The sequence below is a fragment of the Paraburkholderia graminis genome, from assembly GCF_003330785.1.
In the GTDB taxonomy this organism is placed as follows: Bacteria; Pseudomonadota; Gammaproteobacteria; order Burkholderiales; family Burkholderiaceae; genus Paraburkholderia; species Paraburkholderia graminis.
On record NZ_CP024935.1, the window covers coordinates 2,393,623 to 2,418,551 of the forward strand.

Genomic DNA, 24,929 nt, shown 5'->3' on the forward strand with positions numbered 1-24,929 from the left:
AAAGACGGCATATAAAGGTCAAGGTTCGGTTGAAACACGCGGCAGCAGGAAGCTGCGAACTAGCGTGTCACCCGAATCCGGCGCAGTGTTGCGAATCAACCTTGCGTGTAGACATTTAACCCCGCCGACGTATCTGCAATGTTTTCGCAAAGCCGTTTAATGCAACGGCGTTTATCTCGACACGGCGTGGATACACTGCGATACAAAAACCTCTGCGAATCGAATCAGCCGGCTACCGTATTCAACTCGCTGAACGACGGTCCGAGCGGCCGCACGCGCATGTCCGGGGCGAGATGTTCCCACGGCAGATCGGCCGGATCGGCGGCCATCGGGCCAGGCGCTTTGGCGACGAGAATCGCCTCGGCGATCGCTTCGAAATCCGCGCGAAAATGCACCGAACTCTTGTTGACGAGAATCTTCATTTGCTCCGGCTCGATGCCCGCCACGCGGAACAGATTGCGATCGAAGATCTGCATCTTCACGGAGCTCACGGCAATGCGCACGCCTTCTATCCGCAAGCAGGCGACCGGTCCCAATTCCCCTTCCATGCCGTTCAGCATCGGGCCGTCGAAGCGGAAGCGCCCGTCCGACAAGTGCTCGACTTCGAATTCGGCTTCGAGCGGCGAGTCGCCTTCCACACCGGAACCGCCGCCGAGCCGCAGCGCAATCTTCGCGCCGACACCCGCACGATGCGCCGCCGCCGCGGCTTGCGCGTCCCAGATCACGCCCACGGCCGCATCGGTCGCACCGTGGCGCAACAGCGCACGCACCATGCCCATGGTGTTCGAATCGCCGCCCACGCCGGGGTTGTCCTGCGTATCCGCGATGATGACCGGGCGCGTTGCGGACGCGCTCAGGCGGATCGCCTCGAGCGCGGCTTCATCGGGCGAGAGAAAGGGCACGTCCCAGCGCGCTTCTTCGCCGACGATCTTCGCGAACAAGGCATCGGCGGCTTGCGCGGCTGCTTCTTCGTCGAACGAATAGGCCCAGATCGTCGGGCCGCACTCGGGAAAATCCGCCGCCGGGAAACCCGGCGCGAACGACACCGAGACTACCGGCCGTTTCTCCAGCTCGGCGAGCATGCGATACATGTCGTTCGCGGGCTCGACGAGCGTGCACATGCCGTTCACGGGAATCAGGAAAGGAACGCGGCGCACCGCGCGATGCAACGGCCGCCGCTCGCGCATCAGGTCTTCGAGAATGCGCGCGGCGCGGTCGCCGGTTTCCGCCATGTCGACGTGCGGATACGTGCGATACGCGACGAGCGCGCTCGCGTGAGCGAACATGCGCGCGGTGACGTTCGCATGCAGATCGAGCGACACGACCACCGGCATCCGCTCGCCGACGATCCGCCGCACGCGCTCGAGCAACTCGCCCTCGCCATCGTCGTGTTGCTCGGTCACCATCGCGCCGTGCAGGTCGAGATAGATCGCATCGAAGCCGCCTTGTTCGACCGCCGCGATAATCTCGCCGCCGATGCGCTCGAAGGCGTCGGTGGTGACATGCGCCGACGCGCTCGCGCCGGCCCAGATCACCGGCTTCAACTCGCGGCCATTCGCTTCCATGACCTTGATGAAACCGCCGATCGGCACGTTGACGTCGCGCAGATTGAGCACGCTGGCGCCGCGCACCATCGGCGGGAATCCCTCGCCTTGAACGAAACTCTCGTACGACGCCTTGGTCGGCGCAAAGGTATTGGTTTCGTGCTGGAAACCGGCGATCAGGATTTTCATTGAAGTCACCTTGCTATGTTTGACTCGTGCGCGAACGCACTCGGGCGCATTCACGAATTAATTCGGATGCCTATTTGTCATGTCGTCAGAGATCTGAGCGAACGCAGCTTCGAAGCAGCTATTCCTGCTTGAGCGTCAGCTTGCCCTTGAGGATGAGAACGGCGGCCAGCGCGGCCGCGCAAGCCATGACGAAGAGTCCCGCATGCATGCTGCCGGTACCCGCCTTCGTCCAGCCGACTACTGCCGGGCCCCAGAAACCGCCCGTCAATCCGACCGTATTGATGAGCGCGATCCCGCCCGCCGCGGCCGTTCCTTCGACGAGTTGCGACGGGATCGCCCAGAACACCGTGTAGGCCATCCACAGGCAAGCGGTGCTGAGCGTCAGCGCGACAAGCGTGAGCGGCAGATTGCCGTCGGCAAGGATCGCTGCGATCAGGAAGACCGCGGCGCCCAGTGCGGGAATCGCGAAGTGATAGCGTCGCTCGCCGAGCCGGTCGGAACTGCGGCCGGCGAGATACATGCAGACGGCCGCAGCCACATAAGGAATTGCCGTGTACCAGCCTAGCCGCAGCGTGTCTTTCACGCCCTGCTCCTTGAGCAGCGTCGGCAGCCAGAAACTGATCGCGTAGATCGGAAAAATGACGCTGAAGTAAGCCAGCGCGAGCACATACACGCGCGGACTTTTCAGCACCGCCTTGAACGAATCCGCGCGATGCTGGGTCGGCGCGGTTTCGCCGTCGAGCAAGGCTCTTTCACGGTCGTTGAGCCAGCGTGCTTCGGCGGGCCGATCGGAGATCACGCGCAGCGTCAGCAGGCCAAGCACGATGCACGGCAAGCCTTCGACGAGAAACATCCACTGCCAGCCCGCGAGGCCGCCGACGCCGGCGAGATTCGTCATCAGCCACGCCGACACCGGGCCGCCGACAATGCCGCCCAGCGGTCCCGCGACGAACACGAGCGCAATGGCTCGCGCCATGCGCGCCGGTCCATACCAGCACGACAGGTAATAGATCATGCCCGGCGCAAAGCCCGCTTCGAATACGCCGAGCAGAAAGCGCATCGCGTAAAACGCGGGCACGCTGCGCACGAACAGCATGCACGCGGATGTGATGCCCCACAGCACCAGAATGCGGCTGAAGGTCTTGCGCGCGCCGACCTTCGGCAGCATCAGGTTGCTCGGCAATTCGAACAACACGTAGCCGATGAAGAAAATGCCCGCGCCCACGCCATACGCGGCGTCGGAGAAACCGAGGTCGGTCTGCATCTGCAATTTCGCGAAGCCGACGTTCACGCGATCCAGATACGCAAACATGTAGCAGGTCACCAGAAACGGCAGAAGCCGCCAGTTGAGCTTGCTGTACAGCGCGGCGGCGGGATCGCCGGCGGCCGATGGATGAATTGCTGACATGGTTGTCTCCGAATGTCTCACTGGACCCGTCGCAGGGGTTGAGTCGATGGTGGCAGCGCAAAAGTCGGCTAGCAAGAGCAACTAAGTTCACGTATCGTTGCCTCTTAAGCAACGCAACGGCGATCGCCATGAAAACGCCAATGCGGCGTTAGGAGCGGTGAAATGCGAGAAATCAACCAGCAGCGTCTACGCTATTTCCATGAAGTGCTGACTCATGGCACCGTTCGCGGCGCGGCCGAGCACATCAACACGTCGCCGTCGGTCATTACGCGGCAGATCAAATTGCTCGAAGACGAACTCGGCGCCGTGCTGTTCGAGCGACAGGCGCGCGGCGTGAAGCCGACCGAAGCCGCGATGCATCTGCTCGAATTCTGGCGCGGCTATCGCTCGCAACAGGAAAAGCTCGAAGACCAGTTGCACGCGCTAAAAGGTCTGCGCACCGGGCAGATTCAACTGGCCGTCAGCGAAGGGTTTGTCGATATCTTTGTGGACGATGTGCTGGCGCCGTTCTGCACGCGCTATCCCGGTCTCGAAGTCAGCATGACCATGCTGGCCGTCGACGCGTTGCTCGACGAGGTCGCGGAGAATCGCGCTCATATCGGGCTCGCGTATAACCCGCCGCCGCACGCGCGCATCGCGTATCGCGCGAGTTCGGCGCAGCCGGTCGTGCTGTTACTCAGAAAGGACCATCCATTAGCGAAACGGGGCGGCCCGGCGAGTCTCGATGACTTGCAGGCGTATCCGCTTGCGCTGATGCCGTCCACGTTCGGCATCGGCCATGTCGTTTCGATGGCGCAGGTGGCCGCGAACGTGTCGATCCGCCCAACGCTCGTCACGAACTCGTTGAGCGCGCTAAAGCGCTTCGTCACCGCGGAAAACTTCATGACGCTGGTCGGAGAATTTGCCGCGTACCGCGAACTCGGAAGTGAGGAACTCACCACGGTTGCGATCGCTCATCCGCTATTCGAGAGCGCGCAGGCGAGAGTGCTGGTCAAAGCGGACCGGCCGCTTGCCGCCGGGCCGCTGGAACTATTGAAATGGATCGAGGAACGCATGCCGATGTTCGCGCCGGTGAAACGGCCGGCGCGCCGGAAACCCATACGCTGAATCCAAAGGCTGTGTTCGTTCAGCCTCCGCCTTGCTCGCGCAGCGTCAGTTTGCTGCTGACCGAGGTCACGCCTTGTACTTTCTTCGCGGCGTCCACTGCCAGACCCTCCTGATCGTCGCTCTCGATCTGTCCGGCCAGCGTCACATGACCCGTCTTTGCATTGCCGAACACGGCGATGGTTGTGTCTTCAAGACCCTTGGTCCGGAACAGGGCTTTCTGGACTGTCTTCGAAAATGTACGATTAGCTGCCCGAACTGATTTCTTGCTCGGCGCCGGGTTGCTGGGAGACACGCTGCTGGCGGACACGCTGCTGCCCGATGCCGCTGCTGCGGCGTCCGCGGCGAATGCCGGCGTGTATGCGAATGCTGCTGCAGCTAACGCGAGGCCGCTGCTCACAACGAGATGTCGAAGTTTCATGATTGATCCTTTTGAGGTTGGAGAGAACAACGTTTTGGTTTTTTAGAACGATCACTGCAACTGGCTACGCTTGCGCCGTATAGACATTAGAAGCGCGGAATGTATCTGGTGTGTGTCGGCGACGTATCGGAACGTATCGCCCAGATACTGGCACGCGCGCGCCGCCATCACTGACACATTTTGTGCGCCGCATCCAACGCGCGAGCAAAAAGTATCAGCGCCTTCGACCTTTTGCAGTGGCCCGCACTCGACCGCGACTACTACAGTTCTCGTCACCGTACGTCTGCTCTGCTGCCAACCGCAGCGCCCGTATGGCGATGACAAGAACATTCCAAAATGCGGAGACGAGCATGAAAGCGATTCGATTGTTGACGGCCTGCACCGTGCTGGGCGCAGGCTTTCCCCTGCTGGCGGCGGCCCAGACCTGCAACGTTCCCGTGCTCAAGGTGCTCGCGCAAAAGAGCCTGGGCCTCACGGTCATGGAGAAGTCGCTGCCCGATTATCAGAAGCGCAGCGGCACCCGGATTGAAATCAATTACTTCGGCGAGAACGACCGTCGTTCGAAATCGCGGCTCGACGCGTCGACGGGTGCCGGTTCCTACCAGATCTACTACATCGACGAGGCGAACGTCGCCGAGTTCGCATCGGCGGGCTGGGTCGTGCCGCTTCTCAAGTACTACCCGAAAGACGCCGACTACGACGACTTTCTGCCCGGCCGCCGCGCGGTGGCAAGCTATAAGAACGTCGCGTATTTCGCTCCGCTCATCGGCGGCGGCGACTTTCTGTTTTACCGGCGCGACCTTCTCGAGAAAGCGCATATACCCGTGCCGAAGACGCTCGACGAACTCGTCGCGGCCATCAAGAAGCTCAATGCACCGCCGAACATGTACGGCTGGGTCGCACGCGGTCAACGCGGCTCGGGCATGAACGTGTGGCGCTGGGCGCCCTTCATGCTCGCCGAGGGCGGCACATGGACCGGCAAGAACCAGGCGCCGGACTTCAATTCGCCGGCCGCGGTGAAAGCCACGCTGCTCTATCGCGATCTCTTCAAATATGCGCCTCCGGGCGCGGCGACCTACGACTGGAGCAATGCGCTCGAAGCGTTCCGCTCCGGCAAGGTCGCCTTCATGATCGAATCGACGCCGTTCGCCGACTGGATGGAAGACCCCACGAAATCCAGCGTGGCCGACAAGGTCGGCTACGTCAGGCCGCCCGCACCGTTGCCCTCCGCTGCCTATGGCCACGGTCTCGCGATTTCGTCTGTCGGCGCAAAAGACGAATGCACGCGCCAGGCGGCCGGCAAGTTCATCGCGTGGGCGACGGGCAAGGACCAGGAGCAGGCGCGCCTGCGCGAGAACGTCTTTAGCGACTACAACCGCACGAGCACGATCAAAAGCGATTACTTCCAGAAGCATGTGAAGCCGCAGATCCTCGCCGGACTGAACGACACGAATCCGGTGACGAAGGTCACGATCTGGTCGAGTCCGCAATGGCCGGACATCGGCGACAACCTGGGCATCGCGCTCGAAGAAGTATTCACGGGCACGCAACCGGACGCTCAGGCAAGCCTCAACGACGCCGTTCAGTATGCCGAGGACGCGATGCAACACGGCGCGAAGAAGTAACGCCGACGCCACGCTGTTGGAGACGTCAATGTTCAATCGGGGCAAAACCAGCCTTCCGTTCGTGTTCCTTGGACCGCCTCTTGCCGTGATGGCGGTCCTCGGTCTCGTTCCCACCATCGCAGCCATCAATCTCGCGTTGAAGAACCGCGTGCTGCGCTATGCCGATAGCGACTACGTGTGGCTGCGCAATTTCGCGCGCCTGTTTTCGGACAGGCGCTTTGTCAACGCCATCGAAGTGTCGGCGATCTGGGAAATCGTCACCGTGCTCGGCGCGGTCGTGGTGGGCGTGGTGATCGCCATCTATCTGTTCGAGCAGGTGCATGGCCGCATGCGCGCCGTGATTTCGCTGTTGCTGATCGTGCCGGTGCTTTTGCCGCGCGTGTCGGCGGCCTTCATCTGGAAGTTCATGTATTCGCCGCTGACCGGCATTCTTAGCTGGTTTCTCGGTTTGCTGGGCGTCGAGAACACCGCGTTTCTGTCCGATCCGCATCTTGCGTTGTATGCGGTGGCGCTTGTCGATATCTGGCAATGGGGACTGTTTTTCGCCGTGGTCGTATTGAAACTGCTCGAGACGTTGCCGCCCGAGCCGCTAGAAGCTGCGCGGCTCGACTATGCGCGCACCTGGCAGGTCTATGCGTACATCGCGCTGCCGATGCTGAAGGTGCCGATCATGAGCCTCGTGTTCATCAAGATGGTCGAATCGCTGCGCTCGTTCGATCTGGTCTATGTGATGACCAAGGGCGGCCCCGGCATCACCACGGAAACGCTGGACATGTATGCGTATTCGCAAGGCATCGGCTTGTCGGGCAAGGTCTCGTATGCATCGAGTATGGCCGTTCTGATGATGGTCGCGACCACGCTCATCTTCACTTTCATCTGGAAGCGGGTGAACAAATGGGAAGACTGATTTCGCGCAGCGCCGCGTGGTCGTTCGGCGTGGCGCTCGCGCTCGTTGCCGTCTTTCCGGTGTTGTGGGCTTTCCTCAATTCGTTGAAGAGCCTGCTCGATATCGTCACGCCGACGCCGCGCTTTATCTTCTCGCCGACGCTCGAGAACTACCGGCAAGTCGTGTCGAGTCCCGAGGTGCTGATCGGACTCGGCAATAGCCTGTCTATCGTGGGCTTTGCCGTCATGCTCGGCGCGCTGCTCGGCGTACCGGCCGCGTATGTCATCGCTCGCTATCACGTACCGGGAAAGCGCGACATCCAGTTCTTTCTGCTGTCGCTGCGATTCCTGCCGCCGGTGGCGGTCGCGATTCCGCTGATCGCTATCTGGGTCGACCTCGGTCTGTACGACACGAAGTTGTCGATGGTGGTCACGTATCTGCTCGTCACGCTATCGACCATCACATGGCTGTCCATTCCCGTCTTCCAGCGTCTGCCGCGCGAAGTGGAAGAGGCCGCCACGCTCGACGGCTACGGCCCCTACGCGGTGTTCTGGCGGATCGCCTTGCCGATCAGCGCGACCACGTTGATGGGCGGCATCGTGTTCAGCTTCGTGCTGGTGTGGAACGAACTGATGATCGCGCTCGCCCTCACGTCGTCGAGAAGCGCGACGCTGCCGGTCGTCGCATCCGCGTTCACATCGCTCGGACAGGAAGTGCCGTGGGGCGTGATCAACGCGTCGACGGTGCTGCTCGCGCTGCCTCCGATTATTTTTGTCGGCGTACTCGGCCGGCTGTTGAACTCAATGCTCAAAGGCAAGTAAGGAGACTCTTTTGAAAGCCCTCGTACTCGAAGAAGCACGGCAACTCGCGCTGCGCGATATCGACCTGCCGCTCGAAGTCGGTCCGCGCGACGTCAAGATCAAGATTCATACGGTGGGCGTGTGCGGAAGCGACGTGCATTACTACACGCACGGACGTATCGGACCGTTCAAGGTCGACGCGCCGATGGTCCTCGGCCACGAAGCATCCGGCACGGTGGTCGAAACCGGCAGCGAGGTGACGCATCTGCATGTCGGCGACCGCGTCTGCATGGAACCGGGCGTTCCGCAATTCGACTCGCCCGCCACTATGCGCGGCCTGTACAACCTCGACCCCGCCGTGCGCTTCTGGGCCACGCCGCCCATTCACGGCTGTCTGACGCCGTATGTCGTGCATCCGGCCGCTTTCACGTTTCGCCTGCCCGACAATGTGTCTTTCGCGGAAGGCGCGATTGTCGAGCCGCTCTCGATCGGCCTGCAGGCCGCGAAGAAGGCTTCGATGAAACCGGGCGATGTCGCCGTGGTCATCGGCGCGGGGACGATCGGCGCGATGACCGCGCTCGCCGCGCTCGCAGGCGGCGCGTCGCGCGTGATTCTCGCCGACGTCATCAAGGAAAAGCTCGCGCTGTTCGCCGGCAATCCCGCGGTGACGACCGTCGATGTACGCGAGCAGCGGCTCGCCGATGTGGTTCGCGAAGTCACCACAAACTGGGGCGCCGACGTGGCATTCGAAGCGAGCGGCAACGCGCGCGTCTACGACGACCTGTTCGATCTGCTGTGCCCTGGCGGCTGTGCGGTGCTCGTCGGCATGCCGGTGGACCGCGTGCCGCTCGATGTCGTCGCGATGCAGGCGAAGGAGGCGCGCCTTGAATCGGTGTTCCGTTACGCGAATGTGTTTCCGCGTGCGCTTGCATTGATCAGCTCGGGCATGATCGACGTGAAGCCGTTCATCTCGCGCAAGTTCGCTTTCGCCGACGGCCTGAAGGCATTCGAGGAAGCGGCGGCAGCGCGCCCGCACGATGTGAAGATCCAGATAGAGATGGACTGAGTCATGGCGAAGATCGTTTGCAAAGGCCTCACCAAGCGTTATGACGGCGGACCGCCGGTGCTGCATCCGCTCGATATGGAAATCGACGACGGCGAGTTCGTCGTGCTGCTCGGGCCATCCGGCTGCGGCAAGTCCACAATGCTGCGCATGATCGCGGGCCTTGAAGGTATCAGCGGCGGCGACCTTGCGATCGGCGACAAGGTCGTGAACGATCTGCCGGCGCGCGAGCGCAACGTCGCGATGGTGTTCCAGAACTACGCGCTGTATCCGCACATGACCGTGTACGAGAACGTCGCGTTCGGCTTGCGGCGGCTGAAAGTTCCGGCTGCGGAGATCGACCGCCGCGTGCGCGAAGTCGCCGCGATGCTGAATCTCGACGCCTTGCTCGATCGCAAGCCACGCGCGATGTCGGGTGGTCAGCAGCAGCGCGCCGCCATCGCGCGGGCCATGATCAAGACGCCTGAAGTGTTTTTATTCGACGAGCCGCTGTCCAATCTCGACGCGAAACTGCGTGCGCAGTTGCGCGGCGACATCAAGCGCTTGCATCAGCGGCTGAAGACCACAACGGTGTATGTGACGCACGACCAGCTCGAAGCGATGACGCTCGCCGACCGCGTGATCCTGATGCGAGGCGGACGTATCGAGCAGGCGGGCACACCGTCCGACCTCTACCATTTCCCACATACGCTGTTCGCCGCGGGCTTCATCGGCACACCCGCGATGAACTTCATGTCCGGGACCATTGAACGCACCGGCGACACCTGTTTCGTTCAGGTACAAGGTCAGCGCTGGACGCTTGCCGGGCCGCGCTTTGCGAAGTTGCAGTCGGGCCAGGCGGTGAAGCTCGCGATCAGGCCGAACTATCTGAAGGTCGCCTCCGCGGACGACGACATCGCGATGCTCAAGCTGCGCGGCAAAGTGGAACTGATCGAACTGCTGGGCGCGGAGGCGCTCGTCACGCTCGAATTCGCCGGCGAACGCCTCGCGGCTCTTGTGCCGGCAAGTGAATTGCCGGCGCTGGATAGCGTGGTAACGTTTCAGTTCAAACTAGCCGACCTGCACGTTTTCGACGCGCAGACGGAGCAGAATGTGTCCTTGCCCGTTGCTCACATGAGAGCGACATCGCCGGTTGATCCGCTGCATCGGACCACGGGCGTGCAAGGAGCGGCTGTACATTGACGCAATAAGACGCGGCCCCGAGACAGCCGCCAAGGAGAAGCGCGATGAATCCGGACCTCGAACTGGTGCACACGCGGCGCGACGAGTCGTTCCGCGCCTGGGTGCATGACTATCCGCACACGGTGGCGAAGTGGCACTTTCATCCGGAGTACGAGATTCACGTCATACGCGCGTCGTCGGGCAAGTTCTTTGTTGGCGACTTTATCGGCGACTTTGCGCCAGGCAATCTCGTGATCACCGGGCCGAATCTGCCGCACAACTGGATTAGCGAAATCGGCGAGCGCCAAACGGTGCCCTCGCGTGATGTTGTGCTGCAGTTTTCGCGCGATGCGATCGAACGCATGGCGGCCGCGTTCAATGAATTGCACCCCATTGTCAGTCTCGTCGACGACGCCGCGCGCGGCATCCAGTTTCCCGATGCCGTGGGTCTCGCCATCGCGCCGATGATGATGGAACTCGCCGCGTCGCACGGCTGCCGCCGCGTCGAACTATTGATGTCGATCTTCGACAGGTTGTCGTCGTGCAACGAGCGCACCTTGCTCGCAGGGCCCGCCTACGACGTCAACGCGCATCGCTACATGCAGTCCACGATCAACCAGGTGCTGTCGTACATTCAGCAGAATCTTCCGGGCACTTTGCGCGAGGCCGACGTTGCGGAACTCGCCGGCATGAGCGTGAGTACATTCACTCGCTTTTTCCGCCGTCATACGGGATGTACGTTCGTGCAGTACCTGAACCGTTTGCGCATCAACGAGGCGTGCGAACTGCTGATGTGTTCGACGCTCAGCGTGACGGACATCTGCTATCGCGTCGGCTTTAACAACCTGTCGAATTTCAATCGCCAGTTTCTTTCGACGAAGGGGATGCCGCCGTCGAAGTTTCGCGCGCTGCATCAACTGAACGAACACGTAAACGAACACATCAACGAACACATGATCGCGGCCTGACGTCTTGCCTCGGCAACACACGACGGCCGCCACAACCGGGACGACACTCTTGACTTTCCTTGGAATCGACCTTGGGACATCCGAGGTCAAGGTACTGCTCACCGACGACGAATCGCAAACGCTTGCCACCGGCAGCGCACGGCTTGAAGTCGAAAAACTCCATCCTCACTGGTCCGAACAGAGCCCGCAGTCGTGGTGGCATGCCACGCTCGATGCCATCGCGCAGGTGCGGGCGTCGAATCCGGCGGGCTTCGCGGCGCTGCGCGGCATTGGCTTGTCCGGCCAGATGCATGGCGCGACGCTGCTCGATCGCGCGGGCCAGGTGCTGCGTCCAGCGATTCTCTGGAACGACACGCGCGCGGCTGCCGAATGCGTCGAACTCGAAGCGCTGGTGCCCGAATCGCGTTCGATCACCGGCAACCTCGCCATGCCGGGCTTCACCGCGCCGAAGCTTCTGTGGCTGTCCAAGTACGAGCCGGCCGTGTTCCGCGCAGCGCACAAGGTGCTGTTGCCGAAAGACTATCTCGCGTGGCGGCTCACGGGAGAGTTCGTCTCGGACATGTCGGATGCGTCGGGCACGCTATGGCTCGACGTGGCGAAGCGCGACTGGTCGGACAGAATGCTTCACGCCACCGGGCTTTCGCGTGAACACATGCCGAGGCTCGTCGAGGGCAGCGACGCAGCGGCACAGTTAAACGATACGTTGCGGCGCGAATGGGGCATTGCGAACCCGGTGCTGCTGTGCGGCGGTGCGGGCGACAACGCGGCGAGTGCGATCGGCATGGGCGTCGCCGAAGCCGGTAGCGCGTTTTTGTCGTTGGGTACATCGGGCGTGCTGTTTGCGGGCACCGACCGCTTTGCGCCGAATCCCACGCAGGCGGTACACGCGTTCTGCCATTGCTTGCCGGACCGCTGGCATCAGATGAGCGTGATCTTGTCGGCGGCTTCGAGTCTCTCATGGTTGTCCGGCGTGCTGAAGACCGACGTCGCCGAGCTTGCGGCCTCGGCCGAAACCGCCGATGTACGCAGCGCACCGCTGTTCCTGCCGTATCTGAGCGGCGAGCGCACGCCTCACAACGACGCGAACGCGAAGGGCGTGTTCTGGGGACTCACCGGCGCTCACACGAACGCCGACCTCGCGTACAGCGTGATGGAAGGCGTGGCCTTCGCGATGGCCGACGGTTATGCGGCGCTACAGGGCGCGGGGACCACGCTGGACACCGCGTCGTTCATCGGCGGCGGCTCGCGTAGCCGCTTCTGGGCCCAGCTTTGTGCAACCGCTACGGGCGTTGCCATGCGCCGTCACCAGGGCGGCGATGTCGGCGGAGCGTTGGGCGCCGCGCGGCTTGCGCGTCTGGCCGTGACGAAGGAGAGCGTCGCGCAGGTGTGTACATCGCCGGCGACGATCGAAGTGTGCGCGCCTGACGCGGCGCAACGAGGCTTAATCGAAGAGCGGCTTGCGCGGTATCGCAGGATCTATGCGGCGCTTAAGGACGAGTTCTCCCGATAGGGATTCGTTACGTTCCAACTCGCTCAATGTTTTGTCAACGCAGCCGCGCTTCAATGACCAAGGCGCGGCTGCGGTATTCCACATGGCAAGGGTTCCTGCCAACACCACACTGTGGCCCCAACGCGGGCCACGGCTAAAGACTCCTGTCACCGAACGCCGCGAGAAGCATCGCGGCCTCCTCGCGAAGCTCCGCACACTGCCGCACCGCGTCGTCAGCGGGGTTCGCTCTTCCGATCGCGTCGAAAGCGGCCATCGCTACGCACAGTTCGTGCAGCAGGTCATCGGTTATGAAGGGGAGTTCGGAATCCATGCCCGCATTAACGACATTCCAACGGCCGACTTTAACGGCTAACTAGCCGGGCGCGTTTTTTCGGCGATATCGGCATTGCATGGGTGTCGCACACCGCTCCGCTAGAATGCGGGGGAACCCACATGTAAAACCGGCGCTCTCCCCTGCGCGACCCGAGTCAATAGATCGGCTCACCGACCAGGGCAAACCCGGCATCAAGGAAATCGCATCGATGTTCGGCATTCACCGGTCCACTGTTTTTCGTCTCCCGGGTCAGCGCCAGAGCCCAACAATAACGAGGTGAACATGCTGTCGCTGCGTAACAACAAAAACATCGCTGCATGGCACCTTGGACCGCGTGCCGTTTTTTATGGCGGCTTCTTCATCGCCATCGTGATGGTGTCGCTATGCGCCGCTTCGCTGTACCAGAGCCGGCAGGACGCGCTCGATCGGGCGCGCGAGACATCGCGCAACGTCGCACTGATCGCGGAGCGTGACATCGAGCGCAATTTCGAGTTGTACGGGCTTTCGCTTCAGTCGGTGGTTGACGGGCTCGGCAACCGGGACGTGATGGCCTTGCCGCCCCGTCTGCGAAACCAGATCCTGTTCGACGGCGCCACCGCCGCAAAAAATCTCGGCTCGATGCTCGTGTTCGATGCGTCGGGCAAGATCATCATCGACGCGGGGAACGACGCGCCGCGCACCGGCAACTTTGCCGACCGCGATTACTTCGTCGTGCAGCGCGACAACCCCAACGCCGGCCTGTACGTCAGCGCACCGTTTCATTCGCGTCTGCGCAATGGTGCGCCCAGCATCGCGTTGAGCCGCCGCATATCGAACCCGGATGGTTCGTTCGCCGGCATCGCGCTGATGGCGATCAACCTTCAATATTTTCACGACCTGTTCGGCGGATTGTCGCTCGGACAGCACGGCGCCATTTCGCTGATCGCGCGCAATGGTCTCATGATCATGCGGCACCCTTACGATCCGAAGGTGATCGGACGCGACATCAGCAAGGCCAGCACTTTCAGGCAGTTCATGACCGCCGAGGAAGGCAGCTTTTCCGACACGTCGTCGATAGACGGCGTGCGTCGGCTCTACTACTTCCGCAACTTCCCGCACCTGCCGTTGATCATCATGGTGGCCGAAGCGGAGCCGGACATCTACGCGGCGTGGCATCGGCGGGCACTCACAATCGGCTCGCTGATGAGCGCGTTCGCTGTGGGATTCGTCGCGCTGTCGTTCGTGTTGGGCACACAACTGCAGCGTCGGCTGCGCGCCGAATCGGAGCTGCAGTTGCTTGCCCGAACGGACAGCCTCACCGGTTTGCACAACCGGCGCACGCTTGGGGAGATTCTCGAACAGGAGTGGCGCCGCGCGAGGCGCACACACAGCGTGTTCTCGCTGCTCTTTGTGGATATCGACCGCTTCAAGGCCTACAACGACACGTACGGCCATCAGGCCGGCGATGATGCGCTGGCCGCGGTCGCGCGCTGCATCGGCGATAACATCCGGCGGCCGGCCGACACTGCGGCCCGCTATGGCGGCGAAGAGTTCATTGTCGTTCTGCCGGATACTCCGCCGCAAGGGGCGTCCGTTATCGCGGAGAAAATCCGCTCGGCGATCAACGAACTCGCTATCGAGCATGCAGGCAGCGAATATGGACGCGTGACCGCGAGTATCGGGTCCGCAAGCTGGTCGCCCGACCACGACGCCGATGTGACAACGGTCATCAAGGCGGCCGATGAAGCGCTCTATAACGCGAAGGCGACCGGGCGTAATCGTGTTGCTAGTTGCTCGGAGTAAGGTGCGGGGTGCGGCTTCTTTGGACGCCATGCAAAAAGATTGGTAGGCCGTGGCGGATTCGAACCGCCGACCAACGGATTAAAAGTCCGCTGCTCTACCAGCTGAGCTAACGACCCACTCTCAACACGCCCGTTCGCCGCGAGCGTTTTTCAGGCCAAGGCGAACAGACAGCCGATAGCCGATAGCCGATAGCCGATGCCGCCCGCGCTAGCCAATCTCGATTGTCCGGCTGGCGGTTCGCGGCCGCTCCTGCTTCGGCACAGTTAAAGTTAGCACGCCTTTGTCGAATTTGGCCAGCGCGCGGTCCGGATCCGCCTCCTCCGGCATCGGGATCGTGCGCACGAAAGCGCCGTATGCACGCTCGAGCCGGTAGCAACCGTCTTCCTCGCTGTGTACGTCCTGCTTTTTCTCGCCGCGCAACACGAGCGCGCCATCCTCGACACTCACGGTCAGATCCTCGCGCGCCATGCCTGGCAACTCGGCGGTCACGCGCAACACCTTGCCTTCGTCGACCACGTCGATGCGCGGCTGGAAACGCGACGAACTAAAGTCGCCGAACCATCGTTCGAGCGCGCCGCGACCCGCGAACGGATCATGGAAAAACTCCTCGACCGCACGCCACGGATCGCGCGGAAAAAGCCGCGAAATATCGGGCCACGCGGCACGCCACTGCTCGCTCGCCGGCGTATCCGGCGCACTGTCCGCTTGCTGCTTGCGCGCCGAGCCGCGAAGAAACTTGAAAGGGTTCCACTTTTTCGGATCGGTGTTCATCGCATCCTCCTTTACGTCTGGTACGAGAACCGCATATTCACCATAGCGCCGACGCCATGCCATCGCAAACATGGCGGACGTGGCGGAAGTGGCGGCATAACGCCGCCACCCGTTTTCTCCTGTCGTCGTTGCCAATGCGCCGGGTCAGTTCGTCCGCACTTCGATGCGGCGCGGACGCGCTTCGTCGTGACGCGGAATCGTCAACTTCAACACGCCGTCCTTCAGATTCGCATCGATCTTCGACGTGTCGAAGTCGGCGCCGAGCGAAAACGCCCGCGCAAACCGCGGTTCGCGAATTTCCGCGTGCTGCAGACGCAGCCCGGCCGGCGTCGGCACCATCGCCTCGGCCTCGATATACAGATTGCCATCGTGGACTTTCACACTCAACCGCTCCTTCGTCACACCCGGCAAATCGGCCCACAGCGTAATGCCCTGACTGTCCTCGGACACGTCGACGGGCGGCGTCAGCGTGACGCGGCTTTGCGCGCGCTCGTCGTCGCGGCGCGTCACCGCGGTTTCGCTCGCCGTTTCGCTCGTGGCTTCATCTTTTCTCGCAAGTTCGGTTGTGTCGCTCATGATTGCCTCCTTACTTCACGATCTTTGCGATTCGTTCTCACGATTCGGTTCTCACCCAAAACATCATTGAACGGTAATGGCGCGCGGCTTCGACGACTCGCGCTTCGCCACGCTCACGACCAGACAGCCGTCGACATAACGTGCGCTGGCCTTGTCCGGGTCCGCATGCTGCGGCAATTCGATCGCGCGCCGGAACCGGCCGGCAAAACGCTCCTGCGCATAAGTGCGCGTGTCGTCGCCGGCGGCTTCCGTCTGCGGGAATTCGCGCTCGCCGCTGATCGTCAGCAGACGCTTGTCGATCGATACATCGAGTTTCGCCGGGTCGACGCCCGGCGCGAACGCGACGATCTCGATGGACTCGTCCGTGCTGCCGATATTGATCCGCGGAAACGTGCCTAAACCCGCGGCGCGAATGCTCGTGGGAAAGCCGTCGAAGAGACTCGCGACCTGCCGTTGCAGGCGTTCGATATCGCCGGCCAACCCGGCGCTTGAGAAGAGATCGCTCATGGTGTTGCTCCTTCGCCCTGGGGCGAACCGGACCACGCGCTCCAGTTCGCCCGCCAGGGACATTCATCCACTGACAAACAAATCGAAACACGCAGCGCGTGCAACGCGACTGCTGAGCCGACAATAAAATAGGTCGGCGCCGAACGAATTTCAAGTACGGTTTTTGCAGAGTCGCCTAAGAAAAACACGGCGCGAAAACGCGTGAGTCACGCTGAAAAATTTTGTTACAAAGAGCCCGCTCGACACGCTCTTGAAGTCCCGCAACGAACCTCTATTTCGCTTTCCGCCAGGACACTGGCAACGGCTGCGCCCCAACGCGGGCGTCATCCATCTCGCTGTTCGCGCGCAGCCGGATTCCTTTTTGGTGATCTGTTATCGCACAGGAGATGGAAATGAAAATTCGTCCCCTCTACGACCGGGTTGTCGTCAAGCGAATCGAGCGGCAACGCACGACGGCATCCGGCATCGTGATTCCGGACTCCGCCGCCGAAAAGCCCGAACAGGGCGAGGTGATCGCGGTCGGTGACGGGCGTCTGCTGAAGGACGGCACCCGGCGTCCTCCCGAACTCAAGGTCGGCGACCACGTACTCTTCGGCAAATATGCAGGCCAGACCGTCAAGATCGACGGCGAGGAACTGCTCGTCATGCGCGAAGAAGACGTGATTGGCGTACTCGAAGCCGACGCGGCCGCGCAGCGCAAAGCCGCGTGATAAACGTTCAAAGACTTTTCCCGGAGCAACAAGATGAGTGCGAAAGATGTCAGGTTTCACGACAGCGCCCGTAACCGGATCGTCAAGGGCGTGAACGTGCTGGCCGATGCGGTGAAAGTGACGCTCGGCCCCAAAGGCCGCAACGTCGTGATCGAGCGCAGCTTCGGCGCGCCGGTCATCACGAAAGACGGCGTGTCGGTGGCGAAAGAAATCGAACTGAAGGACCGCTTCGAGAACATGGGCGCGCAAGTCGTGAAGCAGGTCGCGTCTAAAACCGCCGACGTGGCCGGCGACGGCACCACGACCGCGACCGTGCTCGCGCAATCCATCGTGCAGGAAGGCATGAAGCACGTCGCCGCGGGCATGAATCCAATGGACCTGAAGCGCGGCATCGACAAGGCGGTTGCGGCCGTGCTGGACGAATTGCTGAAGACGTCCAAGCGTATTTCGACGAGCAAGGAAATCGCGCAGGTGGCGTCGATCTCCGCGAACGCCGACGAAGCGATCGGCAAGATCATCGCCGATGCAATGGACAAGGTCGGCAAGGAAGGCGTGATCACGGTCGAAGACGGCAAGTCGCTCGACAATGAACTCGACGTGGTCGAGGGCATGCAGTTCGATCGCGGCTATCTGAGTCCGTACTTCATCAACAATCCGGACAGGCAGGCCGCGTATCTCGACGATCCGCTGATCCTCGTGTACGACAAGAAGATCTCGGCGATCCGCGATTTGCTGCCGATACTCGAAGCATCGGCGAAGGCAAGCAAGCCGCTTTTCATCATCGCGGAAGACGTCGAAGGCGAGGCGCTCGCCACGCTCGTCGTCAATTCGATGCGCGGCGTGCTGAAGGTCGCGGCCGTCAAGGCGCCGGGATTCGGCGACCGCCGCAAGGCGATGCTCGAGGACATCGCGGTGCTCACGGGCGCCACCGTCATCTCCGAAGAAACCGGCAAGCAGCTCGAGAAAGCGACGCTCGAAGATCTCGGCAGCGCAAAGCGTGTGGAAGTGCGCAAGGACGACACGATCATCATCGACGGCGCCGGTGACCAGCAGCAAATCGAGGCGCGCGTGAAGGCGATTCGCGCGCAGATCGCCGGGACCACCAGCGACTACGACCGCGAGAAGCTGCAGGAACGCGTGGCGAAGCTCGCGGGCGGCGTCGCGGTCATCAAGGTGGGCGCGGCGACCGAAGTCGAGATGAAGGAAAAGAAAGACCGCGTCGACGATGCGTTGCACGCGACGCGCGCGGCCGTGGAAGAAGGCATCGTGCCGGGCGGCGGCGTGGCGCTGTTGCGTGCGCGTGCGGCCATCGCGGACCTGAAGGGCGCCAACGCCGATCAGGATGCCGGTATTCGCATCGTGCTGCGCGCGCTCGAAGCGCCGCTGCGCGTAATCGCTTCGAACGCGGGCGACGAACCGTCGGTGGTCATCGCGAAGGTGCTCGAAGGCAAGGGCAATTTCGGTTATGACGCGGCCACGGGTCAGTACGGCGACCTCGTGGAAGCCGGTGTCGTCGATCCGACGAAGGTGACGCGCACGGCGCTGCAAAACGCGGCGTCGGTCGCCGGCCTCATTCTCACGACGGATGCAACCGTCGCCGAAGCACCGAAGGAAGAGAAGCCCGCCGCGGCGAACGCGCCCGAACTCGAGTACTAGCCGAGTACCAAGCAAAGTACTGAGCAGAGTACAAAGGAGAAGGTTCGGCTGCCATTGCCGGGCTCACGTCCGGCACGGCTCCAGTTCGGCTCCGCTGTCCGTTCGCGGCTGGCGGAGCCGCTTTTTGCATGAGCCGCAGCCGGTTTGCGTGAGATTCGAAACGATCGAATACGTATGGAACTGACGCTCACTATCGACTCGCGTCCACTGACGCTCGAACTGGACGACGTGGTGGCGGGCCTGCTTGCCGCTCGCCTGAACCTGCCCGCCAACACCGACACGCGCGCGGCGCTCTCGCGCTATCTGAGCGATGCCGGCGGGCCGTGGATGCTCGACGAAAATCACATGCGCAAGCGCATCATGCGCCGCCTCATACTCGACATCGCCGATCCCGCGCTGGTGATCCGCTATCTGATGATCGAGCAACCGCATTGAACGGCGCGGGTCTGTCTATGCGGCTATCGTTCCTTCCTTCGACGAAACGCCCACCATGCCGCCAGTCCCGTGAAGCAGGCCACGAGCACGACCAACACCCAGAAGCCGTGATGGTTCTCGGCAAACGGAATGCCGCCCACGTTCATACCGAAGAAGCCCGCGACGATGTTGATCGGCATCGCGAGAACCGTGACCAGCGTCAGCGTAAACAGCGTGCGGTTATTCTGTTCTTCGAGCCGCGAAATAATCTCTTCCTGCAATAGCCTGACGCGTTCGATCAGCCCGGCCATGTCGGAGAGCACCACGGAGAACTCTTCCGTCGACTCGCGCAAATCCTGTACGTCTTCCGGATGAAGCCAGCGCGGCGGTCTCGCGAGCAGGCGGAAGATCGCGCCCGGCTCCGGCGCGAGCATCCGTTGCAAGCGCGTCAGCATGCGTCGCATGGCGCCCAGATCGAGCCGGTTTTGCGTGGGCCGCTGCGAGAGAAAACGGTCTTCGATACGGTCGATATCGGCGCTCGTGCGTCGAACGATCTGCACGAGCAGATCCGCCTGATCGCGCATCAGATGAACCAGCAGTTCGACCGGCGAGCGGAAAATTTCGCCCTCTTTCACCGACGCGCGCAAGCGGTCCACCGAACGCAGCGGCTTGAGCCGCGCCGTCACGATGATCCGCTGATGTGCGTAGATCCACAGTGTCGCAATCTCGGACGGCGTGAACTCGAGGTTGAACATCACGTCGTTAACCACGGCGCGCAATGCGCCGTCGGCCTGCTCGATACGCGTGGAATGCGAGCCTTCACGCAACGCGTCGAAAAACGTCTCGGGCAGATCAAGTTGCGCGTGCATCCAACGCTCGGCCGCGCTGTGCGCGAGATTGAAATGCAGCCACAGAAATTCGTCCGCATGCGAAGCGCCGTTTTGCTGCGCGCGCAGCCATTCGAGCGCTTCGTCGGCGGAAATGGGCCGGCCCGGTTGCGTGGGCGAAAAGACGAAGCCGCACACAATGCCGGACGAATCCGAGCCATAAGTTTGCAGCAGAAGTTCAGATTTCATAAGTCTTTCAGACCTTGCTTTCCGCTTGCGGTTTGTGATGACACTCGCAATTTACCAGTCCAACATGAAGCCGCAATGGCCGTCATATTGCCTCAACTCGAGCGTCGCCACGACGCTCGCAACATTGAGCGATTGCTTCATAGTGAATATCAATCATCCGCAAACCTTTGCGGCCTCTTACCTGGGAGTAACCGCCCTACGGTCAAGAAGAAGCGCGCCGTTATTGCGTGTGGCGCCAGCGAAAACCGATTTCCAACCGTCTGCTGCTGACCCCGGATTGTCCGGGCATCCGAAGTCTTCAAATAGTTTTCGGCCAAACATGTGGGCGACTGGAGTCCCGAATCATGAACTTTCATAATCTGTCGGAAAAGGCGAAGCTGACTGCCGCGTTCGGTTCGCTTGCGGTCGTCGTGATGATCGTCTCCGGCATATCGCTGATCGCGCTTAACGACGCGAACGAGCGCTTCGCCGGGTTCATCAGCGGCATCAATGCGCGTGCGCAGATGGCCGAGTCGGTGCGAAACGCGGTCAGCGACCGCGCGATTGCAGTGCGTAATCTCGTGCTTGTTTCATCGCCGGCGGATATCGAGGTCGAGAAGGCCGCGGTGCTCGACGCGGAGAAGCGCGTCGAGAGCCGCCTCGACAAATTCAACGCGATGGTGGCCAGCGCGAAAGACATCAGCGAAAACGCGCGCACGCTCGCCGCGGAAATATCGCGTATCGAACAGCTTTATCGGCCCGTCGCGCTCGAGATCGACCGGCTCGCGGCGAGCGGACAGCGCGATGCCGCCATCGCCGACATCGCCAGCAAATGCCGTCCGCTGTTGACCGCATTGACGAAAGCGGCGAACGCGTACCTGGACGCCACGCATGAACGCGCCGTAGAAATGGCGAAGGAGTCGGCCGAGCGCCTGGCGCATGAGCGCAATCTGCTGATTGCCTTCTGCGTTGCCGCGATGGCGCTTGCAATCGGCGCCGGCATCGTCATCACGCGCGGTTTGATGCGTGCGCTTGGCGCCGAACCGGTCGCGCTCGCCGAAGTCACGCGGCGCGTCGCGGAAGGCGATCTGCGCGCGGTGCCTGGCGCCAGCAATGCGCCGGCAGGGAGCGTGCTTGCATCGATGGGCGAAATGCAGTCGAGCCTCGTTCGTCTGATCGGCAACGTTCGCCATGCCGCTGACAGCATCGCGACCGGTTCCAGCCAGATCGCGTCGGGCAACGTCGATCTGTCGTCGCGCACGGAACAGCAGGCGTCGTCCCTCCAGGAGACCGCATCGAGCATGGAAGAACTGACGACCACGGTGAAGCAGAACGCGGAAAACGCGCAGCAGGCGAGTACCTTGTCGGCCAATGCGTCCGACGTGGCGTCGAAGGGCAATGGCGTCGTCGGTGAAATGGTCGGCACGATGGGCGAGATCAGCGAAAACTCAACGCGCATCGCGGAGATCACCGGCATGATCGAAGGCATTGCGTTTCAGACGAATATTCTCGCGCTCAATGCCGCTGTCGAAGCGGCGCGTGCCGGCGAGCAGGGCCGCGGCTTCGCCGTGGTGGCAAGCGAAGTGCGCAATCTTGCGCAGCGTTCGTCGAGCGCGGCAAAGGAGATCAAAGATCTGATCAGCACATCCGTGCAGAAGATCCGCGACGGTTCGTCGCTCGCGGACAAGGCCGGCATGACGATGGCCGAAGTCACTCAGGCAGTCGCTCGCGTGACCGACATCATGGGCGAAATCGCGGCGGCCTCTGCGGAACAGAGCCGCGGTATCGAACAGGTCAATCAGGCGATCACGCAGATGGACGAGGTCACGCAACAGAACGCCGCGCTGGTGGAAGAAGCCGCGGCTGCATCAAAATCGCTCGAAGATCAGGGCCGGCAATTGAATCAGTCGGTGTCGTTCTTCCGTCTCGAAGGCGTATAAAGGCGGCTGCCGAACTACCGCTTCGCGGCGGTGACGAGTTGCAGTGGCGTCTCTATCGTTCGCGATAATTCGCCCTGCTTTCTCTGCTCCGTCACCGCCTTTAGCGCGACGTCCATGCCGAACACCGCTTGCCGGTCGGCGAACTGATTGACGGTGGCGAGTACGTGGCCGTCCGCGATCAACGGCTTGATCGCTTCAATCGCGTTATAGCCGGTGATGTACACGCCGCCCGTTCGGCCCGCGTCGCGAACGGCGTCCGCCGCGCCCATTGCCATGTTGTCGTTCGCACATAGCAAGCCGCGAATCTGCGGATGCTGGCCGAGTATTTTCGACGCAATGTCGCGGCCTTTGCCATATTCCCAATCGCCGGCCTCGGTCGCGACGAGCTGCATGCCCGCCGCGTTCATCGCTTCCTTGTAGCCGGCCGTGCGTTGCTGCGCGTTGCGATCCGCTGCGATGCCTTCGATGATCGCGACCTGATCGCCGGGCTTCAGCCGCTCGACGAGATAGTTCGCCACCAGCATCGCGCCCTTGCGATTGTCGGGGCCGACAAACGGCACAGAGATTTTCGCTGCGTCCTGCAAGGCGTCGTCGAGCGGATTGTCGATGCTGACCACGATGATGCCCGCCTTGATCGCGCGCGCGACCACCGACGTCAATCCTTTCGAGCCCGACGGCGCAATCACGATCGCGTTCATCTTCGCGCGGATCAGGTCTTCGACAATGCGGACCTGTCCCGCCGTGTCGGGCTCCGTCGCGGTTCCGCGCACCGTCAACGCGAATTGCGACGCGTAGTGCTGTTGATAGTTTTTGGCCGCGTTCGCCATCGCGGCGGTGAAGGGGTCGCTGAGCGACTTCAGCACGAGCGCGATCTTCGGCATGCCGCCTTCCACGGTTGCCGCGCCGGCCGCACGCGTGAGACCGGCCGCAGCCAGTGCACCGGCGATCAGCACGCGGCGGCGCATTCTCTGCGTCATCGTTTCTCTCCTTCGTGGCGGCGCCCGTCAATTGCATGAACGCCAACGGATGAACGCGGACCGATAGGACCGCAAGCGGCTTGCCTGTTCGACATCAACGAGCTTTCAGCACGAGCAGCTCGGATGCGATCTGCTCGAATAACGGCCGCTTGTCGACGTCTTCGCTCAGGCAACCGTCGCGCAAGCTCGCGAGCTTCACGGCGACGTCTGCTTGCACACGCGAATCGCTCCAGTCGCAACACGTCATCAATTCCTCGAGCAGGCAACCATATGCTCTCACTTCGAGACGCTCCAGCGCCACGCCTGCTTCGCGGTTCTCCGTCGAATAGAAAGAAGCCGCGCCGAAGTCTCCTAACAATACACGTGCCTGGCCGTCATGCAGAATGTTATGCGCGTACAGGTCGCCGTGCATGACGCCTTGCCGATGCAAATGACTGGCCGCCGATGCAATGCCGTGCGCCATGTCGACCACGTCGGCTGCGTTGAAACGCACGTCGGCCGCGTAGATGTCGCGCGTGCACGATTCGAAGCTCGGCGGCCCCGCCAGATTGCGGTATTGCGGGTCGATCAGTTCCATCACGAGTCCGTGCGCGTTGTCCGGATGGTCCTTCACTTTTCCGGCTACTGCGATCAGGTTGGGATGATCGCCGGATCGAATGCAAGCGGCCATTTCGCAGTCGGGCAAACCATCGCTCGTAACGGCGCCCTTGAACAGCTTGACCGCGACGCGCCGCGCGGTGTTCTCGTGCGTGCGCAGTTCCGCGCGATAGATCACGCCCGAAGCGCCCTCGCCCAATTGCTCATGCAAACGCAGATCGTTCCAGCCAATTTCGGCGATGGGCGTATCGTCCAAAGCCGCCGCTTCGAGTGCTTCGCCAAATGGGTTGCCCGCATAGGCGAGCCATGCGAGCCGCGGCATATGAAATAACCATGCCGGCAATTCATCGAGTCGATTGGCGGCAAGCCGCAGCAACTCGAGCCGCGAACACGCAGCCAGTTGTTCGGGAAGAAAGCGCAGACGATTGCCTGCCAGCATCAATTTCTGCAAATGCGTGCAGTGACCGATTTCTGGCGGCAGCGCGTCGACCTCGTTGTCGGTGAGAATCAGCCAGCGCAGACGCGGCGGCAACGCAGTCCCCGCGACGGTGCGAATGCGATTCGCCTTGAAGCCGATCATGCTCAATTGCGGGCATTGTCCGAGCACCGGCGGCAACTCGGTGAACGGGTTGTTCGACGCAAACAGAATGCGCAGTTTGCGTAGCCGCGCGAAATCGTCGGGCAAGGTGGTGAGCGCGTTGCCGGAAAGATCGAGAACTTCGAGCGTGTCGGCGAGATCCAAAATCTCGCGTGGAAATTCGCTGAGCCCGCACGCAAGTTTCAAGTGGCGTGTGCCCGCGAGTTGGCCCGCTCTCAGTTGTTCAAGTGTCGTGGTCACAGTGGTAGAAATATCCGGTGGCTGCGGTCCGTCGTGCTGGTAGGGTCGATTTTACTGGGTGACGTGCGGCGCGGCTTGCGGCGTGATCGCGATCGCTCACCCTCTGCTGCACAA

The 24,929-nt window shown here is 62.0% G+C and carries 23 protein-coding genes and 1 tRNA gene; 14 read left to right on the forward strand and 10 right to left on the reverse strand.

Features of this window, described 5'->3' with window-relative positions:
• Positions 1 to 224 precede the first annotated feature (224 nt).
• On the reverse strand, positions 225 to 1,733 hold the full coding sequence (locus tag CUJ91_RS28825; protein ID WP_114157744.1) for a M81 family metallopeptidase: 1,509 nt from the start codon (positions 1,731 to 1,733) through the stop codon (positions 225 to 227).
• 118 nt (positions 1,734 to 1,851) lie between these two features.
• Positions 1,852 to 3,141 (reverse strand): MFS transporter, encoded by a 1,290-nt coding sequence (locus tag CUJ91_RS28830; RefSeq protein ID WP_114157745.1) that lies wholly within the window; start codon positions 3,139 to 3,141, stop codon positions 1,852 to 1,854.
• A 162-nt stretch (positions 3,142 to 3,303) separates the two neighbouring features.
• On the opposite strand from CUJ91_RS28830, the gene CUJ91_RS28835 reads away from it, so the two are divergent.
• Positions 3,304 to 4,248 (forward strand): LysR family transcriptional regulator, encoded by a 945-nt coding sequence (locus tag CUJ91_RS28835; RefSeq protein ID WP_107706969.1) that lies wholly within the window; start codon positions 3,304 to 3,306, stop codon positions 4,246 to 4,248.
• A 19-nt stretch (positions 4,249 to 4,267) separates the two neighbouring features.
• Here the strand turns inward: CUJ91_RS28835 and CUJ91_RS28840 are convergent, their stop codons facing one another.
• Positions 4,268 to 4,666: a BON domain-containing protein gene (locus tag CUJ91_RS28840; RefSeq protein WP_114157746.1), complete on the reverse strand. Its 399-nt coding sequence runs from the start codon at positions 4,664 to 4,666 to the stop codon at positions 4,268 to 4,270.
• A gap of 350 nt (positions 4,667 to 5,016) precedes the next feature.
• Here CUJ91_RS28840 and CUJ91_RS28845 point away from each other — a divergent pair, with 350 nt between their 5' ends.
• From CUJ91_RS28845 to CUJ91_RS28880, 9 genes are all read left to right on the forward strand, one after another.
• The gene (locus CUJ91_RS28845; protein WP_114157747.1) at positions 5,017 to 6,291 is read left to right on the forward strand and encodes an ABC transporter substrate-binding protein; all 1,275 of its coding nucleotides are present in this window, start codon (positions 5,017 to 5,019) and stop codon (positions 6,289 to 6,291) included.
• 28 nt (positions 6,292 to 6,319) lie between these two features.
• On the forward strand, positions 6,320 to 7,198 hold the full coding sequence (locus CUJ91_RS28850; protein WP_006047172.1) for a carbohydrate ABC transporter permease: 879 nt from the start codon (positions 6,320 to 6,322) through the stop codon (positions 7,196 to 7,198).
• Positions 7,186 to 7,998: a carbohydrate ABC transporter permease gene (locus tag CUJ91_RS28855; protein ID WP_053859907.1), complete on the forward strand. Its 813-nt coding sequence runs from the start codon at positions 7,186 to 7,188 to the stop codon at positions 7,996 to 7,998. Before CUJ91_RS28850 ends, CUJ91_RS28855 begins: the two co-directional genes overlap by 13 nt.
• 10 nt (positions 7,999 to 8,008) lie before the next feature.
• A complete protein-coding gene (locus tag CUJ91_RS28860) occupies positions 8,009 to 9,043 on the forward strand; it encodes an NAD(P)-dependent alcohol dehydrogenase (RefSeq protein ID WP_114157748.1) in 1,035 nt (344 codons plus the stop codon).
• 3 nt (positions 9,044 to 9,046) lie between these two features.
• Complete coding sequence (locus CUJ91_RS28865) at positions 9,047 to 10,222, forward strand: ABC transporter ATP-binding protein (RefSeq protein WP_006047175.1); 1,176 nt, start codon at positions 9,047 to 9,049, stop codon at positions 10,220 to 10,222.
• A gap of 44 nt (positions 10,223 to 10,266) precedes the next feature.
• Entirely contained in the window at positions 10,267 to 11,169 is a 903-nt protein-coding gene (locus CUJ91_RS28870; protein ID WP_114157749.1) for an AraC family transcriptional regulator, read from the forward strand.
• 49 nt (positions 11,170 to 11,218) lie between these two features.
• Positions 11,219 to 12,679: a xylulokinase gene (gene xylB, locus CUJ91_RS28875; protein ID WP_053859903.1), complete on the forward strand. Its 1,461-nt coding sequence runs from the start codon at positions 11,219 to 11,221 to the stop codon at positions 12,677 to 12,679.
• Positions 12,680 to 12,761: 82 nt separating this feature from the next.
• Positions 12,762 to 13,031: a hypothetical protein gene (locus CUJ91_RS34050; RefSeq protein WP_006047178.1), complete on the forward strand. Its 270-nt coding sequence runs from the start codon at positions 12,762 to 12,764 to the stop codon at positions 13,029 to 13,031.
• Between the two features lie 243 nt (positions 13,032 to 13,274).
• Positions 13,275 to 14,774 (forward strand): sensor domain-containing diguanylate cyclase, encoded by a 1,500-nt coding sequence (locus CUJ91_RS28880; RefSeq protein WP_029966954.1) that lies wholly within the window; start codon positions 13,275 to 13,277, stop codon positions 14,772 to 14,774.
• Positions 14,775 to 14,814: 40 nt separating this feature from the next.
• Here CUJ91_RS28880 and CUJ91_RS28885 read toward each other — a convergent pair.
• From CUJ91_RS28885 to CUJ91_RS28900, 4 genes are all read right to left on the reverse strand, one after another.
• A tRNA-Lys gene (locus tag CUJ91_RS28885) sits at positions 14,815 to 14,890 on the reverse strand.
• Positions 14,891 to 14,981: 91 nt separating this feature from the next.
• Positions 14,982 to 15,545 (reverse strand): Hsp20/alpha crystallin family protein, encoded by a 564-nt coding sequence (locus CUJ91_RS28890; RefSeq protein ID WP_006047180.1) that lies wholly within the window; start codon positions 15,543 to 15,545, stop codon positions 14,982 to 14,984.
• A gap of 144 nt (positions 15,546 to 15,689) precedes the next feature.
• Positions 15,690 to 16,121 (reverse strand): Hsp20/alpha crystallin family protein, encoded by a 432-nt coding sequence (locus CUJ91_RS28895; protein WP_029966956.1) that lies wholly within the window; start codon positions 16,119 to 16,121, stop codon positions 15,690 to 15,692.
• A gap of 63 nt (positions 16,122 to 16,184) precedes the next feature.
• Positions 16,185 to 16,628 carry an Hsp20/alpha crystallin family protein gene (locus tag CUJ91_RS28900; protein WP_114157750.1) on the reverse strand — a complete coding sequence of 148 codons (444 nt, stop codon included), beginning with the start codon at positions 16,626 to 16,628 and terminating at the stop codon, positions 16,185 to 16,187.
• Between the two features lie 392 nt (positions 16,629 to 17,020).
• Between CUJ91_RS28900 and CUJ91_RS28905 the strand changes: the two genes are divergently transcribed.
• The 3 genes from CUJ91_RS28905 to CUJ91_RS28915 all read left to right on the forward strand — a co-directional run bounded on the left by CUJ91_RS28905 (position 17,021) and on the right by CUJ91_RS28915 (position 19,429).
• Entirely contained in the window at positions 17,021 to 17,338 is a 318-nt protein-coding gene (locus tag CUJ91_RS28905) for a co-chaperone GroES (protein ID WP_114158093.1), read from the forward strand.
• 33 nt (positions 17,339 to 17,371) lie between these two features.
• Positions 17,372 to 18,994: a chaperonin GroEL gene (gene groL / locus CUJ91_RS28910; RefSeq protein ID WP_029966961.1), complete on the forward strand. Its 1,623-nt coding sequence runs from the start codon at positions 17,372 to 17,374 to the stop codon at positions 18,992 to 18,994.
• Between the two features lie 174 nt (positions 18,995 to 19,168).
• Complete coding sequence (locus tag CUJ91_RS28915; RefSeq protein ID WP_114157751.1) at positions 19,169 to 19,429, forward strand: hypothetical protein; 261 nt, start codon at positions 19,169 to 19,171, stop codon at positions 19,427 to 19,429.
• A 23-nt stretch (positions 19,430 to 19,452) separates the two neighbouring features.
• Here CUJ91_RS28915 and CUJ91_RS28920 read toward each other — a convergent pair whose 3' ends face one another.
• Positions 19,453 to 20,484, reverse strand: coding sequence for a transporter (locus CUJ91_RS28920; RefSeq protein WP_053859901.1), 1,032 nt, complete (start codon positions 20,482 to 20,484; stop codon positions 19,453 to 19,455).
• 344 nt (positions 20,485 to 20,828) lie between these two features.
• Between CUJ91_RS28920 and CUJ91_RS28925 the strand changes: the two genes are divergently transcribed.
• Positions 20,829 to 22,403 (forward strand): methyl-accepting chemotaxis protein, encoded by a 1,575-nt coding sequence (locus CUJ91_RS28925; protein ID WP_053859900.1) that lies wholly within the window; start codon positions 20,829 to 20,831, stop codon positions 22,401 to 22,403.
• Positions 22,404 to 22,417: 14 nt separating this feature from the next.
• On the opposite strand, the gene CUJ91_RS28930 is transcribed toward CUJ91_RS28925, so the two are convergent.
• Both CUJ91_RS28930 and CUJ91_RS28935 read right to left on the reverse strand, forming a co-directional pair.
• Positions 22,418 to 23,380 (reverse strand): substrate-binding domain-containing protein, encoded by a 963-nt coding sequence (locus CUJ91_RS28930; protein ID WP_114157752.1) that lies wholly within the window; start codon positions 23,378 to 23,380, stop codon positions 22,418 to 22,420.
• Between the two features lie 94 nt (positions 23,381 to 23,474).
• Positions 23,475 to 24,815, reverse strand: coding sequence for a leucine-rich repeat-containing protein kinase family protein (locus tag CUJ91_RS28935; RefSeq protein ID WP_114157753.1), 1,341 nt, complete (start codon positions 24,813 to 24,815; stop codon positions 23,475 to 23,477).
• Positions 24,816 to 24,929 lie beyond the last annotated feature (114 nt).